This window comes from Amycolatopsis sp. DG1A-15b, assembly GCF_030285645.1.
Lineage (GTDB): Bacteria > Actinomycetota > Actinomycetes > Mycobacteriales > Pseudonocardiaceae > Amycolatopsis.
On sequence record NZ_CP127296.1, the window covers coordinates 1,514,558 to 1,529,563 of the forward strand.

A 15,006-nucleotide genomic window follows, 5' to 3' on the forward strand; every position below is an offset into this window, starting at 1 on the left:
GTCCCACGCGTCCTCCTGAGTTGCCGCAAGTTTGTCCGCGAACCCTTCCGGCCCGGGGCGTTCTATGTTAAGAAACTTTACTAACTACTAGTCGGAGGCACGTCGTGAGTTCACCCACCCGGTCCGGGGAACCGCCCGCCCTTGAACGCCGGATCGGTCCGCTGCAGGCCACCGCGATCAACATGACCCAGATGTGCGGCATCGGCCCGTTCGTCACGATCCCCGCCATGGTCGCCACCATGGGCGGCCCGCAGGCGATGTTCGGCTGGATCATCGGGGCGATCGTCGCGCTGGCCGACGGGCTCATCTGGGCCGAACTCGGCGCCGCCATGCCGGGCGCCGGCGGCACGTACCTCTACCTGCGCGAAGCCTTCCAGTACCGCACCGGGCGGCTGATGCCGTTCCTGTTCGTCTGGAGCGCGGTGCTGTTCATCCCGCTGATCATGTCGACCGGCATCATCGGCCTCGTCCAGTACCTCGGCTACCTGATCCCCGGCGTCACCGACGACGCGGGCACGACGCCGCTGGGCAAGCTCATCGGCGTCGGCATCACGCTGGTGATCATCCTGGCGCTGTTCCGCAAGATCGGCCAGATCTCCAAGCTCACCACGGTCCTGTTCGTGATCATGCTCGTCGCGGTGCTGACGACGATCGTCGCGGCGTTCTCCCACTTCAGCGCGGCGCAGGCGTTCGCCTTCACCCCGGGCGCGTTCAGCTCCGGCGGCACGGGCACGTTCTGGGGTGGCCTCGGCGCCGGCCTGATCATCGCCATCTACGACTACCTCGGCTACAACACCTCCGCCTACCTCGGCGGCGAGGTGCGGACGCCGGGCCGCACGCTGCCCCGCTCGATCATCTTCTCCATCCTCGGCATCATGGGCCTGTACTTCCTGCTGCAGGTCGGCGTGCTCGGGTCGATCCCGCTGGATCAGCTGAAAGAGGCGAAGTCGGTCGCGTCTTCGGTGCTGGAACAGGTCTGGGGCACCGGCACGGCGAAGGCCATCACCGTGCTGATCGTGATCGCCGCGATCGGGTCCGTCTTCGCCGGGCTGCTCGGTGGCTCGCGCGTGCCGTTCGAGGCCGCGCGCGACAAGGTGTTCCTGCCCGTGTTCGGCAAGCTGCACCCCAAGCTGCACCTGCCCACCGCGGGCGTGCTCACCATGGGCGCCATCACGATCCTCGGCTCGCTGTTCACCCTGACCACGGTGATCAACGCGGCGGTCGCGACCCTGGTCATCATCCAGTCGCTGGCCCAGGTCGCCGCGATCGTCGTGCTCCGCCGCCGCCAGCCGGAGCTGAGGCGGCCCTACCGGCAGTGGCTCTACCCGGTGCCCACGGTCATCGCGCTGATCGGCTGGGTCTACATCTACGTCTCCGCCGACTGGCTGTCCATCGGGCTGTCGCTCGGCTGGATCGCCGTCGGCGCGATCGCCTACCTCGGCTACGCCAAGACCGAGCGCACCTGGCCCTTCGGTCCCAAGGAGATCAAAGAGGCCTTCGCCACCGAACCGGAAGGGGTTCAGGCATGACGAAGAAGCTCGCGGCGCTCGCCGCGCTGCTCCTCGTACCGGGTGTGCTGAGCGTGGCCGGACCCGCCGCCGCGCAGGACACGCCGGCCGTCGCGAAACCGCACGGGCTCACCACGATCGGCCTGCAGGGCTGGCAGGTCCTCACCACGGCGAGCGTGGGGGACGGCGGCGACAAGGTCTCCACGCCCGGGTACGCCACCCGCGGCTGGCTGCCGGTGGGACCGGACGACGCCGGCGCGCCCGGCACCGAGATCAACGCCCTGGTGCAGAACGGCAAGTGCCCGGACGTCTTCTACTCCGACAACATGCGCAAGTGCTTCGGGTACGTCGACAAGCTCGGGCCCGTCGTGACGAAGCCGTTCTCCGACCCGTGGTGGTACCGCGCCGACTTCACCCCGGACATCCGCCCGGGGCAGCACGCCAAGCTGACCATCCCGGGCATCGTCGGGGAGGGCGACGTCTGGGTGAACGGCAGGCTCGTCGCGACGAAGGACGTCGTGAGCGGCGCGTTCGCCGGGCACACCTTCGACGTCTCGAAGCTGGTCAAGCCGGGCCGCAACACCCTGGCGATCAAGGTCTACCCCAACGACCCGCTGAAGATGTACACCCTCGACCAGGTCGACTGGGGCCAGATCCCGCCCGACAACAACACGGGCATCCAGTTCCCGCCCACCCTGCAGGTCTCCGACGCGCTGACCGGCGACAACGCGCACGTCGTGCAGGACAACGCGCCCGACCTGACCAGCTCGAAGCTCACGGTCAAGCTGGACGTCACCAACAACGCGGCCACCGCGCAGACCGGCGACGCCGCTGCGACGATCACCTCGCCCTCGGGCACGCCGATCGTCGTCAAGCAGCGCGTGACGATCCCGGCGAACACCAAGCGGACGGTCGTGTTCGCGCCGGTGAAGATCGCCCACCCGCAGGTCTGGTGGCCGTACTCGATGGGCGGCCAGCCGCTGTACACGCTGACCACCGCGGTCTCCCAGGACGGCGTCCTGTCGACGTCGTCGAAGAGCACCTTCGGCATCCGCACGGTGACCTCGCGCCTGGTCGGCAAGTCCGCGCCGCTGCCCGAGGGCGCGCGGCAGTTCACGATCAACGGCCGGGACTTCGTGTTCCGCGGCGGCGGCTTCGCCCCGGACCTGTTCCTGCGCTACGACAAGGCCGACACCGCCCACCAGCTCGCGCTGATCAAGAACCTGGGCCTGACCGGCGTCCGGCTCGAGGGCCACGACATGCCGCCGGACTTCTACGACCAGGCCGACCGCGCCGGTCTGCTGGTGATCGGCGGGTTCCTGTGCTGTGACGCCTGGCAACCGGAGGACGCCTCGACGCTGACCGAGCGCGACTACCGGATCATGCACGATTCGGCGTACACCATCGCGCAGCTGGAGCGGAACCACCCGAGCGTCTTCAACTACGGCTGGAGCGACAACGAGCCGGTGCCCCGCCAGGAGTCCGAGACGCTGAAGGCGTTCCAGGAAGCCGACTTCCAGGTCCCGGTGATCGCCTCGGCGGAGTACAAGAGCACGCCGACGCTCGGCCAGTCCGGGGAGAAGGAAGGCCCGTACGACTGGGTTCCGCCGTCGTACTGGTACGACAGCTCGCACTTCGACGCCGAGGACTCCTCCCGCACGAACGCGGGCGGCGCCTGGGGCTTCGCGAGCGAGCAGAGCGCCGGGCACACCGTGCCGACGCTCGACTCGATCAAGCGCTTCCTGTCGCCGGCCGAGCAGGCGAAGCTGTGGCAGGACCCGGCGTACAACCAGTACCACGCGAACTTCGAGCCGGGCCACGGCGGTTACGCGTTCGGCACGCTGTACACCCTCGACCAATCGATCGCGCAGCGGTACGGGAAGTGGAACTCGCTGAAGTCCTATGTGGACCTGGCGAACATCGCGAACTACGAGAACACCCGCTCGCAGTTCGAGGCGTTCCTGTACCACTCGACGGACAAGGCCAACCCGGCGACCGGTGTCGTCTACTGGCAGCTGAACAAGGGCTGGCCGACGTTGCTGTGGTCGCTCTACAACGACGACGGCGACCAGGCGGGCGCGTACTTCGGCGCCCAGAAGGCGAACAAGCCGCTGCACGCGATCTACGGCTACGACAACGGGTCCGTCACCCTGGACAACCTCGGCGCGACCACGCAGTCCGGGCTTTCGGTGCAGGCCCGCGTGCTGGACACCGCGGGCAAGGTCCTGGACGACCAGACCGCGTCCGGGCTGAGCCTCGGCAGCCAGGGCGTCAAGACCGGCGTCCTGAAGCCGAAGGTGCCCGCCGAGACGAAGGCGCCGGTCCCCGCGCAGGTCTACTTCGTGGAGCTGCAGGTCAAGCAAGGCGGGAAGGTCGTCGACCGGAACGTCTACTGGCTCTCGACGCAGAAAGACGTCGTCGACTGGGCCAAGACGCTCGGCAACCCGCAGGCGACCCTGTCGCAGTACGGCAACCTGCAGGCCCTGCAGAAGCTGCCGCAGTCGCAGGTCGGCGCGGTGGCGTCGACGTGTGCGAGCGGCGGCGACCTCGTCACCACGGTGACGGTCACCAACACCTCGAAGACGCCGGGCGCGGCGTTCTTCCTGCGGGCCGACGTCCGCCGCGGCACGCCGGACGGGCGGGAAGCGCCGGGGGACAACCAGCTCGCGAACGCGACTTGGGACGACAACGACATCACGCTGTGGCCGGGCCAGTCGCAGACGCTGACCGTCACGTACCAGGCGGCCGACCTGCGTGGTGCGGTGCCGGTGATCAGCGTCGACGGGCTCAACACCGGCCGGATCGTGGTGCGGGGGACGGGAGGGACCCACACGTGACGGAGGAACGGATTCTCGGGATCGACTTCGGCGGCACGAAGGTGGCGCTGGGGCTCGCCGATCGCGACGGCACCCTGCTGGCGACCCGCCGGCTGGACACCGACGCGCAGGCGGGGGCCGGGCAGGTGGTGGTGCGCGCGCTCGCCGCGGCCAGGGCCCTCCTGGCCGACGAAGGCGCGGTGCCCGCCTGCATCGGTGTCGTCAGCCCGGGGATCGTGCTGCCGGATCGCATCCTGCTCGCGCCGAACGTGCCCGGGTGGGAGCAGCTGCGGCTGGCCGAGCTGGTGGCCGCGGAATTCCCCGGCGTGTCGATTTCGGTGGGCACGGACGCGAAGGCGGCGGCGCTGGCGGAGTGGCGCTGGGGCGCGCTGGCCGGGGCCGATCCGGCGGTGTTCTTGTCACTGGGCACCGGCATCGCGGCCGCGGTGCTGGTCGGCGGCCGGCTGCTGACCGGCGCCAACGGAGCTGCCGGCGAGATCGGGTACAACCTGCTCTCGCCGCAGGACACCGAGGGTTTCGCGAGCGGAGCGGCGCCGCTCGAGGAAGCCGTCGGTGGGCGTGGGCTGGGCGGCCGGGCGAGCGAACTGCTCGGCCGCCCGGTCACCGCCGGAGAGCTGTTCGCGCTGGCCAAGGAGAACGTCGAGGCGAAGGAGCTGGTGACGGCCGCGCTCGACGAGCTGTCGATGCACGTGGCCAACCTGGCGATCGCGCTGGACCCGGAGCGCATCGCGGTCGGCGGCGGGCTCGTGCGGTCGGCGGACGTGCTGCTGCCGGCGCTGGCGGACCGGCTCGCGCACGCGGTGCCGTTCCCGCCGCAGCTGGTGGCGGCCCGCTTCGACCAGGACGCGGCGCTGCTGGGCGCGGTGGCGCTGGCCTTGGGCGGGTAGGTCGTCCGGGTGGTGTGCCGGTGCCCCGACCCGGCACACCACCCGGCTTCAGCGCTTCAGGCTCGGGCGGCGGCGAGTTCTTCGGTCCGCCGGAACGCGGCGGGGAGAGCTGGAACCACACGAGGACCGCACTGACGGCCTGGACGCCGGCGCCCATCACCCAGACGGCACGCAGGCCCCAGTGCGCCGCGACCAGGCCGCCGGCCAGCGCGCCCAGCGGCGTCAGGCCCCAGGCCAGCGCCCGGTGGCTGGTGAGCACCCGGCCCAGCAGCGGCGCCGGGGTGAAGCGCTGGCGGCTGGACTGCGAGCAGACGTTCCAGACCAGCACGGTCGCCGTCAGGGAGATCAGCACGACACCCACCAGCGGCGGCCACGGCGGGACGACGGCGATCAGCAGCGTCACCACGGCGCCGAAGCTCTGCGAGAGCCGCATCGACCACGAGTAGCCGAGCCGGTTCACCACCTTCTGCACCACGAACGACGACGCGACCCAGCCGACGGCGAGGCAGGCGAGCAGCAGGCCGTAGCCGACCGGGCCGACGTGCAGGACCTGGGTCGCGTAGAGCACGAACATCGAGTTGCCGGCACTGGCGGCGAACGAGCCGAGGGCGACGTTGATCGTGATCGACCGCAGCAGCGGCGTCCGCACCAGGTGCCGCAGCCCGCCCGAGAGGTCCCGCAGGGGGTGCGTCGTCGCCGCCACGACCGACTGGGAAGGGATCCGGCGGGCCAGCACGAGCGCGCCCAGCGCGCAGCCCGCGGCCAGCCAGGCGGGCGAGCCGGCGGCGAACGCGATCAGGAACCCGGTCAGCGGCGGCACGACGAACCGCACGACGCCCTGGTCGATCACCGTGAGCCGCGCGTTGGCGTGGGCCAGCCGGCCGGGTTCGACGAGTTCCGGCACGAGCGCGCCGCTGGCGCCGTCCCCGAGCACCCGCGCCGAGGTGATGACGAAGGCGACGACGAGCAGCACGGGCAGGCTGAGCAAATCGGCCGACGCGACGACGGCGAGCACCACGGCGGCCCCGGCGAGCACGGCGTAGGCCCAGGCCAGCACGACGGTCCTGCGCACCCGGTCGATGAGCACCCCGGCGAACAGGGAAAGCAGCAGCCACGGAGCTTCCCCGACGACGTTGATCAGCGAGACTTCGCGAGGATCGGTGGTGACCGAGACCGCGAGCAGCGGAATGGCCGCCAGCATCAGGCCTTCCGCGGACGAACCGGACACCGCCACGGCCTGCAGCCGCACCCACCTCGACGCCATGCTCCCGAGCTTGCCGAACCGATCGGTGAATTCCAACCGATTTGAGGTGCGGTGGCGGCCGGATGTCCCGGGATCGCGCCGGAGTAACAACGTGGCGAGCCGGTCGACCCGAGGGGCCAGGCCGCGCGCATCAACCGCCGTGGCACGCTGATCACCGCCATGGCCGCGGTCCCGCCCGGACGGGGATGTCGACCTGTGCTTCGGAGATCCGGGCCTGATGGTCAGCCAGTCGGCGATGTACTCCTACAACGGCGGCGAGAATGCGCCGAGTGTCGCCTGCCTAAGGCGGTGGCCAACGACAAGCCCGCCCCGGGCGGGCCGACGATGTCGTTGGCGGGGGAGCCAGTTCGGCGTGCGGACTTCCGAGGGCAAGGTCGGCGGGGTCAGCGGCGCACCCGGGTCGATTCGCGGACGACCAGCTCCGGGGTGAACACGACGGCCTGCCGTTCCGGCTTCGGGTCCGACGTTTCCGCCAGCAGCAGTTCCGCGGCCGTGCGGCCGAGCCGGCGGGCCGGCTGGCGGACCGACGTCAGCGGGACCGCCGCCGCGCCCGCGAACTCGATGTCGTCGTAGCCGACGATCGCCATCTCGTCCGGGACGCGGACGCCCGCGCCGACCATCGCCTGCAGCACGCCCAGGGCCAGGAGGTCGTTCGCGCAGAACACCGCCGTCGGCCGGGGGCTCGCGCCGAGCAGGCGCGCGCCGGCGTCGCGGCCGGAGGTGACGTCGAGGCCGATCGCCTCCAGCACGGTCAGTTCCGCTCCGGAGCCGGCCAGCGCGTTGCGCAGCCCCTGCTCGCGGTCGCGGCACTGGGTGAGGATGGCGGGGCCGTTGACGAACGCGATCCGCCGGTGCCCGGTTTCCAGCAGGTGCCGTCCGCCGAGCGCCCCGCCGGCGACGTCGTCGACCGACACCGAGCTCGCCTCCGACGCCGGGGCCTTGCGGTCGACGAAGACGTACGGCGTGCCGGTGCGCCGGAACGTCCGCAGGGCTTCGCCGGACGTCGCGACCGGGCTCAGCAGCACCCCGCGGACCCGCTGCTCGGCGAACATCGCCAGGTACGACGCTTCCAGTTCGGACCGCTGGCCGCTGTTGCCGGTGATGATGTTGAGGCCTTCGGCGTGCGCGGCCTGCTCGGCCCCCCGGGCGACGTCGACGAAGAAGGGGTTCCCGAGATCGAGCACGAGCAGCCCCAGGACGCGGCTGCGCCCGGCCCGCAGCTGCCGGGCGGACTCGTCCCGGACGTACCCGAGCTCCTCGATCACCGAAAGCACCCGGTTCCGCGTCGCGGCCGCGACGACGTGCGGCCGGTTGACCACATTGGACACCGTGCCGATGGAGACGCCCGCCCGCTTCGCGACGTCCTTGATGCCGACCACCGGACCCCCTCGCTGAGAAGGCGTGAGCTTATCACGGTCTGAAACGTTTCAGAAGCGGATTACCGACCTTGGTCGGATGATCGCGCCGCTAGGCTCCAGCCGGGTGTGCCTGCCACTGGGAGGAGTCCGGGTGCGGATCTTCACGATCGTCCTGTCGCTGGTGCTGACGTGGGTGTTCGCCGGGGCGGTCGCTTCGGCTTCGCCGGTCGTGGAAGGCGATACCGACGATCCCGTCACCGCGGCGCCGGGTGCCACGCGGCCGGACTCGCCGCACTGCAGCGTCACGCTCGCCGACGGCTTCCGCTCGAACGCCGCCGATGGCAGCCCGCAGTTCTACGAAGGCACCCTCGCGCCGCCGAAGGCCTGTCCGGGGCCGTGGGCGAAGGTCGTCATGGACCAGACCGTCACCGTGAGCGGGCGGCAGTACGACCGGATCGGCGACCTGCGGATCGGCGGCACCGAGGTCTGGTGGGGGACCACCGAGGAGCCCAGCGGAGAGGGCCGCCGCGCGATCACCTACCACTTCGACAAGGACCTGACGCCCTACAGCGCCTTGCTGCGTACCCCGCAGCCCTTCCGCGGCGGCGTCGAGAACTACACCTCGCCGATCTACACCGGCGTCTACGCCCAGACCGTGACGCTCACCTACTACCAGGCGGACCGGAAGCACCCCGCGGCCGCGGCGCCCGACCACGTCGCCGGGTTCGGGCACGCCGACGCGACGCCCGCCGCGCCCACCGTGCACTTCGGCGCGCAGGGCCTGCCGCGCAACATCACCCGCGCCTACCTGGAGGTCACGCTCGAAGGCCACGCCTGCGACGAACAGTGGTTCGACGACGTCCCCGACGCCGTGGCCGCGAAGTACCCGGCCGCCGGGCTCTGCGGGAAGGGCCCCTACCGCGAGGCGAACTTCGCGATCGACGGCGTGCCCGCAGGGAGCGCGTTCACCTTCCCGCACATCTACTCCGGCGGGATCGTGCCGCAGCTGTGGCGGCCGGTGGTCGCGATCGACACCTTCAGCCTGCATGCGGAGACCTACGACGTCACGCCGTTCGCGGGCCGGCTCGTCGACGGCGGTGCCCACGACCTCTCCTTCTCCTTCCCGGACATCGGCGGCGAATTCACCGTCGTCCCGACGCTCCTGCTCTACACCGACAAGAACGCCACCCAGACCTCCGGCGCCCTCACCCAGGACGACGTCGCGGCCGCACCGGCCCGGCAGACGACGGTCAAGGACATCTCCGGCGGCGTGAACGTCACGGTCACGGCGAAGCGCCACGACGTCACGGCGGGCTACGTCGACACCTCCGCCGGCCGGGTGTACACCCGGGTCGAGCGCACCCGCGACTACCGCAACAGCGACGACGTCACCGGCGGCGGCTTCACGCAGCACGTCGTGCAGGCGGACGCCGGGCAGCAGACGTCGACGTCCACAGTGGACGGCCGGGTCCGGTCGGCGGACCGGCACACCTGGTCCTACCCGCTGACGACCGACGCGACGGCGACAATCACCGACGACCAGAACCTCCGGATCTCCGGCTCGGTGGACATGACGAAGACCCTCGGCGACTTCACCGGCGACGGCCGGAACTGGCGGCCGGTGCGCGCCTCGCGGGAGTGGCTGGCCTCCTCCGGCGTGCTGGCCCGCACGAACGGCGTCAACACCGAAGCCGACGGCCACTCGAAGACGCTGTTCACCGGTACCGACGACCTGGGCCGGCCGTACTTCCACTACGTCGCGAGCGAACACGGGCTGATCACCGAGAACCGGGAGCTGCCGCGGTACTGACCACGCTGCCGCCGTGCCTTCCGGTCAGGTCTCGGTCCGGGTGCCGATCGTCGTGGGGATCATCGGCTTGGTCGGGGTCGTCGCCGGGCGCGCCAAGGACACGTTCCTCGGCGAAGTCCGCGCGGAACTCGGCGTGGACACCCCGGCGGACCACCCGGGCCCGTCCGGTCCGCAGCGATAGGGTCCGGCTCGTGACCGAACCCGCCTTCGTGACCGAGACCCGGATCGCCTACGACACCGTCGCCGACTCCTACGCCGAGGAGCTGCGGGATCTGCTGGACGCCAGCCCGTGGGACCGGGCGATGCTGAACACGTTCGCCGAACTGGTCGGGGGAACCGGCCCGGTCGGGGATCTCGGCTGCGGCCCGGGCCGGCTGACCGGGTACCTGGCCTCGCTCGGGCTGGACGTGTTCGGCGTGGACCTCTCGCCCGGAATGGTCGACGCGGCCCGCCGGGCGCACCCCGGGCTGCGCTTCGAGGTCGGTTCGCTGGCCGCGCTGGACCTCGAAGACGACAGCCTGGCGGGTGCGCTGGCGTGGTACTCGCTGATCCACACGCCTCCGGAGGAACTGGCGCCGGTGGTGGCGGAGCTGGCCCGGGTGCTGGCGCCGGGCGGACGGCTGCTGACCGGGTTCCACGTCGGTGACGAGCGCCGCCACATCGCCCACGGCTACGGCCACGACATTTCCCTGAACGCCTACCGGTTGCAGCCGGACTTCGTCGCCGAGCTGTGCGCCGCCGCCGGGCTGGTCGTGGAAGCGCGGCTGGTCCGTGAGCCGGAGGGTCCGTACGAGAAGACGGCGCAGGCTTGCCTGCTGGCCCGCAAGCCGGGGTGAACCGCGTCTCGCTCCCCGTCACCCGATCGGGCTAGTACGGTACTGTCGGTCCCATGGGGAGTCTCCGCTCACGGGTTCTGGGCTGGGTCGGCCGACGGTATCTCGCCCGGCAGTCGAAAAAGGGCTTCGACCTCGAAAAGATGTCGGCCCTCCTGCCCGACTCGGCCCTGCTGCCCCTGCGGCGCGACGGCCTCGACCCGGTCCCCGCGATGGCCGCGCAGCGGAGCGAGGCGCCGATCGGCAAGCTCGACCTGCCGTTCGGGATGAACGCCTGGCTCGTCACCGGCTACGACGAGGCGAAGGCCGTGCTCGGCAAGGCGACCGGCTTTTCCAGCGACTTCGGGAACCTCGTCGGCAACGCCGGCGTGACGGCCGACCAGAACCCGGGCGGGCTCGGCTTCGCGGACCCGCCGGTGCACACGCGGCTGCGGAAGCTGCTCACGCCGGAGTTCACCATGCGCCGGCTGAGCCGGCTGGCCCCGCGCATCGACGAAATCGTGGCCGAACAGCTCGACGCGATGGCCGCGGCCGACGGCCCGGTCGACCTGTGGCAGGCGTTCGCGCTGCCGATCCCGTCGCTGACCATCTGCGAACTGCTCGGCGTGTCCTATGAGGACCGTGAAGACTTCCAGCGGCTGAGCACCGCCCGCTTCGACCTCTTCGGCGGCGCGAGCGCTTCGCTCGGCGCGATGTCGGAGTCGCTGACCTACCTGCTCGACATCGTCAAGAAGCAGCGTGAGCAGCCCGGCGACGGCCTGCTCGGCATGCTGATCAAGGAGCACGGCGACGAGATCGACGACCGCGAGCTGGCCGGCCTGGCCGACGGCGTGCTCACCGGCGGCCTGGAGACGACGGCGAGCATGCTGGCGCTCGGCGCGCTGGTGCTGCTGCGCGACGAGAAGGCGATGGACGCCGTCCGCGGCGACGACGAGTCCGTGCACCGCTTCGTCGAGGAGCTGCTGCGCTACCTGACGGTGGTGCAGATGGCGTTCCCCCGGTTCGCCAAGGAGGACATGGAGATCGGCGGCGTCCGCATCGCCGAGGGCGACATCGTGCTGGTGTCGCTGTCCACGGCGGACCGCGACCCGAAGCTGGGCCCGGACATGGAGACGTTCGACGCGACCCGCGACCCGACGTCGCACCTGGCGTTCAGCTACGGCATCCACCGCTGCATCGGCGCGGAACTGGCCCGGATGGAGCTGCGCACGGCCTACCCGGCGCTGATCCGCCGCTTCCCGAACCTGCGGCTGGCGGTGCCCGAGGAGAAGCTCTCCTTCCGCCAGGTGTCCATTGTGTACGGTCTGGACGAGCTGCCGGTCCTGGTGGACTGACGGCTTCAGTGCGGGATGGCCCGCCACGGCCGCCGCCCGGCGCGGTCCCGGTGCGCCTCGATGACCAGGGCGACGTCGACGGCGGTGCTCGTCCCGGCGAGCTCGCCGAGGTAGCCGACCCCGGCGGCCAGGGTCACCAGGTCCGCGGCGAAGTAGACACCCATCAGCGGGTTCACGAACAGCTCGCTGCCCGCGGTGCGGGAGCTGCCGTGCACGTCCCCGAACTCACCTCGCAGCGCCGCGGCGATCTGCCCCTGGACGATGCTCGGCCGGTCCGGCGTCGCGCGGTTCGCGTGCGCGACGGCGTCGAGGTAGGCCGCCGCTTCCGGCGATGCCGACGGGATCGACAGCGCGCCCAGGTACCCGCCGTCCCGATCGAGGGCGGCGAGGTTCTCGAGCACGTGCGCGTGGCAGACGCCGTGGAAGGCGTCGGTACCGAAGCCGAGGCTGACGACGAGGCGGTCGACGCCCTCGAGCGCGGCCACCGCGGCGAGGCTGGCCATGTCCTCTTCCGGGGTGCCGAGACCGGACTCGTCGCCGCGCAGCAGGATGTCCGTGCCCCCGTCGACGAGAACCACCGCGTCGACCGCGAGCCGCGCGACCAGCGCTTCGTAGGCCGCCCGCAGCGGCCCGGCGCCGACCCGGGGGAAGGCGTGCACGACCGGCGGCCACCGCCGGGTTTCCAGCCACCGCGCCAGGGTCCGTTCCGGGAAGTAGCCCTCGTCGCCCGCGCTGCCGGGCCGCACCCTGGCGACGTCGGGAGCGATCCAGTCGTCGAGGTCGAGCCGGTTCAGGTCGCTGAACGCCAGGTTCGCGAGGTGGACCTCCTTGCCCTGGGCGTGCAGGGCGAAGGCGAGCGGAAGGCCGGCGTAGACGTCGAACCCGCCGCCCGCGCCGGCGATCAGGACCCGGCGGGCCGGCCGCAGCCGGGTGAACAGCGGGGGCTCCGCGAGCGTGAACACCCCGCCATCGTACGGAAAGGGGCGTCCGTCCCAGCCGGACTCAACGGACCCCGCGGGGCCGGAACTGGATGCTGATCCGCGGACCGGCCGCCCGGGTCGTCTTCGGGACGGCGTGTTCCCAGGTGCGCTGGCACGAGCCGCCCATCACGATCAGGTCGCCGTGGCCGAGCGCGTAGCGGTGTGACTCGCCGCCGCCGCGGGGGCGGAGGGCCAGCTGGCGTGCCGTGCCGACCGAGAGGATCGCGACCATCGTGTCCTCGGTGCTGCCGCGGCCGATCGTGTCGCCGTGCCAGGCGACGCTGTCCCGGCCGTCGCGGTAGTAGCACAGGCCCGCGGTGCGGAACGGTTCGCCGAGTTCACCGGCGTAGTGCTCGCTCAGCGCGGTGCGGGCCTCCGCCAGCACGGGGTGGGGGAGCGGCGCCTCTTCGCGGTAGAAGCACAGCAGCCGGGGGACGTCGACGAAGCGGTCGTACATCCGGCGCCGCTCCGCCTGCCACGGGACGCCGGTGACGAGGTCGGCGAACACCTCGTCGGCGCCGGCGAGCCAGCCCGGCTGCACGTCGACCCATGCGCCGGAGCCGAGTTCGGTCCGGTGGGGCGCGAGGTCGTGCAGCGTGACGGGGCCGGATTCGCCGAACAGCGATGCCTGCAGGGCCGGGGTCGTCATGGGTCCGACCGTACACGATGTTCGAACAGGTGTTCTACGTGAAACATCGCGTGGCCCGGCCGGACCCCGGCGGCCCGTCAGTGCGTGACGTCGTAGACCAGCTTCTGGACGCCGTTGCCGTAGGCCTCGCTCTCGACGAGCTTCAGGTTCTGCTTGTCCTTGTCGGTCTCGCTGAACAGCCGCTTGCCCGCACCGAGCAGGACGGGGAAGACCAGCAGGTGGTAGCGGTCGATCAGGCCCGCGTCGGCCAGGGCGCGGTTGAGGGTGGCGCTGCCGGCGACGATGATCGGGCCGCCCTCGGTCTCCTTCAGGGCCGCGACCTCGTCCAGCGAGCGCAGGATCGTCGTCTCGCCCCAGTTGTCCACCAGGTCGGCCTCGGCGAGGGTGCTCGACACGACGTACTTCGGCATCGCGTTGTACCCGGCGAACTCCTCGGTCATCCCCGGCCAGACCGGCGCGAACGCCTCGTAGCTGACCCGGCCCATCAGCAAGGCCGTGGCTTCCTCCTGCTCGCTGCCCTTGAGCGCGTAGGCGGCCGGGTCGAACTCGATGTCTTTGAACGTCCAGCCCGCGTTGCGGTAGCCCGGCTCCCCGCCGGGGGCCTCGACGACGCCGTCGAGCGAAACGAACGAGCTGGAGATCAGGGTGCGCATGGTGGTGCTCCTCGGTGGTCGATCCTGCGTCTGCAAGTCTGTCGAACGGGGAAAGCCGGATTCGACACCGGCCCGGCCGAAAACTTCCGCCACACCCCGCCGCGGAACCGGGAGGCCTTGCCCGACGTGGTCCGGGCTCGTACAGTCATGCCCACGCCGGACAAAGGTCTGAACCTGTTGCCGGTGACCGCCGCCTCGAGTGACACAGGAGGTTGACGGTGCGCAGACTTCACGGTGCGGGCGTGCTCGCGGTGACGGCGCTGGGGCTCGCGGTGCTCACCCCGGTGGCGGACGCCCAGGTCGGAACGGGTCCCTGGACCGCGGACTCGCCGGGCTACTCCGAGCAGGAGCGGGGGTGCGGCGACATCTCCGGGCTGACCTTCAAGCTCACCTGCTCGACCGGCAGCGGTGACCAGCGCGCGGAACGCCGCTACACCACCTACACCGGCGGCACCCACCAGTTCGAGGGCTCCTTCAAGATCACCAGCATGACCGGCAGCCGGATCAGCCTGAAGCAGACGTTCCGGGACGGCTCCGACGCCGGCCCGTTCTTCATGCTGGCGGTGGAAAAGGGAGGCCGGCTCTACGCCGTGCACGGCGGGGAGACCATCGCCACCGGGGCGACCGTGGGCACGAGCGTCCGGGTGAACACGATCAACCAAGTCGGCAGCACCCACAAGGTGTACATCAACGGCTCGCAGAAGGACTCGGTCTCCAGCCCGGGCGGCAGCTACTACGACAAGTTCGGCAGCTACCGCACGGCGAGCGGCAAGGGGCCGATCACGGTGGAGTGGAGCGGCATCAGGTTCTGGCACAAGTAGGACAGAGCCGGCGGCGCGCACAGGTCACGGCTCCACGCCGGCATCCCATCACCAGCCCGCCCGCGGCGGCGT

General features: G+C 71.1%; 12 protein-coding genes and 1 pseudogene. 8 read left to right on the forward strand and 5 right to left on the reverse strand.

Annotated features, from left to right (window positions below):
* Positions 1-104 precede the first annotated feature (104 nt).
* From QRY02_RS07035 to QRY02_RS07045, 3 genes are read left to right on the forward strand one after another with little or no spacing between them, the layout of a single operon-like run.
* The gene (locus QRY02_RS07035) at positions 105-1,529 is read left to right on the forward strand and encodes an APC family permease (RefSeq protein WP_285990688.1); all 1,425 of its coding nucleotides are present in this window, start codon (positions 105-107) and stop codon (positions 1,527-1,529) included.
* Entirely contained in the window at positions 1,526-4,345 is a 2,820-nt protein-coding gene (locus QRY02_RS07040; protein WP_285990689.1) for a glycosyl hydrolase 2 galactose-binding domain-containing protein, read from the forward strand. The genes QRY02_RS07035 and QRY02_RS07040 overlap by 4 nt, the downstream gene beginning before the upstream one ends.
* A complete protein-coding gene (locus QRY02_RS07045; RefSeq protein WP_285990690.1) occupies positions 4,342-5,232 on the forward strand; it encodes an ROK family protein in 891 nt (296 codons plus the stop codon). Before QRY02_RS07040 ends, QRY02_RS07045 begins: the two co-directional genes overlap by 4 nt.
* 166 nt (positions 5,233-5,398) lie before the next feature.
* Here the strand turns inward: QRY02_RS07045 and QRY02_RS07050 are convergent.
* Together QRY02_RS07050 and QRY02_RS07055 are read right to left on the reverse strand one after the other, a co-directional pair.
* Positions 5,399-6,496 (reverse strand): annotated as a pseudogene (locus QRY02_RS07050) (MFS transporter); the annotation flags it as partial.
* Positions 6,497-6,879: 383 nt separating this feature from the next.
* The gene (locus QRY02_RS07055; protein WP_285990691.1) at positions 6,880-7,875 is read right to left on the reverse strand and encodes a LacI family DNA-binding transcriptional regulator; all 996 of its coding nucleotides are present in this window, start codon (positions 7,873-7,875) and stop codon (positions 6,880-6,882) included.
* A gap of 130 nt (positions 7,876-8,005) precedes the next feature.
* Between QRY02_RS07055 and QRY02_RS07060 the strand changes: the two genes are divergently transcribed.
* The 4 genes from QRY02_RS07060 to QRY02_RS07075 are packed head-to-tail and all read left to right on the forward strand — an operon-like array spanning position 8,006 to position 11,831.
* Positions 8,006-9,664: a peptide-N4-asparagine amidase gene (locus tag QRY02_RS07060; protein ID WP_285990692.1), complete on the forward strand. Its 1,659-nt coding sequence runs from the start codon at positions 8,006-8,008 to the stop codon at positions 9,662-9,664.
* 13 nt (positions 9,665-9,677) lie between these two features.
* On the forward strand, positions 9,678-9,845 hold the full coding sequence (locus QRY02_RS07065; protein ID WP_285990693.1) for a hypothetical protein: 168 nt from the start codon (positions 9,678-9,680) through the stop codon (positions 9,843-9,845).
* A gap of 10 nt (positions 9,846-9,855) precedes the next feature.
* Positions 9,856-10,500, forward strand: coding sequence for a class I SAM-dependent DNA methyltransferase (locus tag QRY02_RS07070; RefSeq protein ID WP_285990694.1), 645 nt, complete (start codon positions 9,856-9,858; stop codon positions 10,498-10,500).
* Positions 10,501-10,553: 53 nt separating this feature from the next.
* Entirely contained in the window at positions 10,554-11,831 is a 1,278-nt protein-coding gene (locus tag QRY02_RS07075) for a cytochrome P450 (RefSeq protein ID WP_285990695.1), read from the forward strand.
* A gap of 5 nt (positions 11,832-11,836) precedes the next feature.
* On the opposite strand, the gene QRY02_RS07080 is transcribed toward QRY02_RS07075, so the two are convergent.
* The 3 genes from QRY02_RS07080 to QRY02_RS07090 all read right to left on the reverse strand — a co-directional run bounded on the left by QRY02_RS07080 (position 11,837) and on the right by QRY02_RS07090 (position 14,113).
* Positions 11,837-12,793, reverse strand: coding sequence for a DUF1152 domain-containing protein (locus QRY02_RS07080; protein WP_285990696.1), 957 nt, complete (start codon positions 12,791-12,793; stop codon positions 11,837-11,839).
* A 40-nt stretch (positions 12,794-12,833) separates the two neighbouring features.
* The gene (locus QRY02_RS07085; protein ID WP_285990697.1) at positions 12,834-13,460 is read right to left on the reverse strand and encodes an alpha-ketoglutarate-dependent dioxygenase AlkB; all 627 of its coding nucleotides are present in this window, start codon (positions 13,458-13,460) and stop codon (positions 12,834-12,836) included.
* A gap of 77 nt (positions 13,461-13,537) precedes the next feature.
* A complete protein-coding gene (locus QRY02_RS07090; protein ID WP_285990698.1) occupies positions 13,538-14,113 on the reverse strand; it encodes a dihydrofolate reductase family protein in 576 nt (191 codons plus the stop codon).
* 218 nt (positions 14,114-14,331) lie between these two features.
* Between QRY02_RS07090 and QRY02_RS07095 the strand changes: the two genes are divergently transcribed.
* Positions 14,332-14,934 carry a hypothetical protein gene (locus QRY02_RS07095; RefSeq protein WP_502874192.1) on the forward strand — a complete coding sequence of 201 codons (603 nt, stop codon included), beginning with the start codon at positions 14,332-14,334 and terminating at the stop codon, positions 14,932-14,934.
* Positions 14,935-15,006: the final 72 nt, after the last annotated feature.

Coding starts and splice junctions, on each gene's coding strand:
- QRY02_RS07040 (WP_285990689.1), top strand. CDS start 1,526: ATGACGAAGAAGCTCGCGGCGCTCGCCGCGCTGCTCCTCGTACCGGGT.
- QRY02_RS07075 (WP_285990695.1), top strand. CDS start 10,554: ATGGGGAGTCTCCGCTCACGGGTTCTGGGCTGGGTCGGCCGACGGTAT.
- QRY02_RS07085 (WP_285990697.1), bottom strand. CDS start 13,460: ATGACGACCCCGGCCCTGCAGGCATCGCTGTTCGGCGAATCCGGCCCC.
- QRY02_RS07090 (WP_285990698.1), bottom strand. CDS start 14,113: ATGCGCACCCTGATCTCCAGCTCGTTCGTTTCGCTCGACGGCGTCGTC.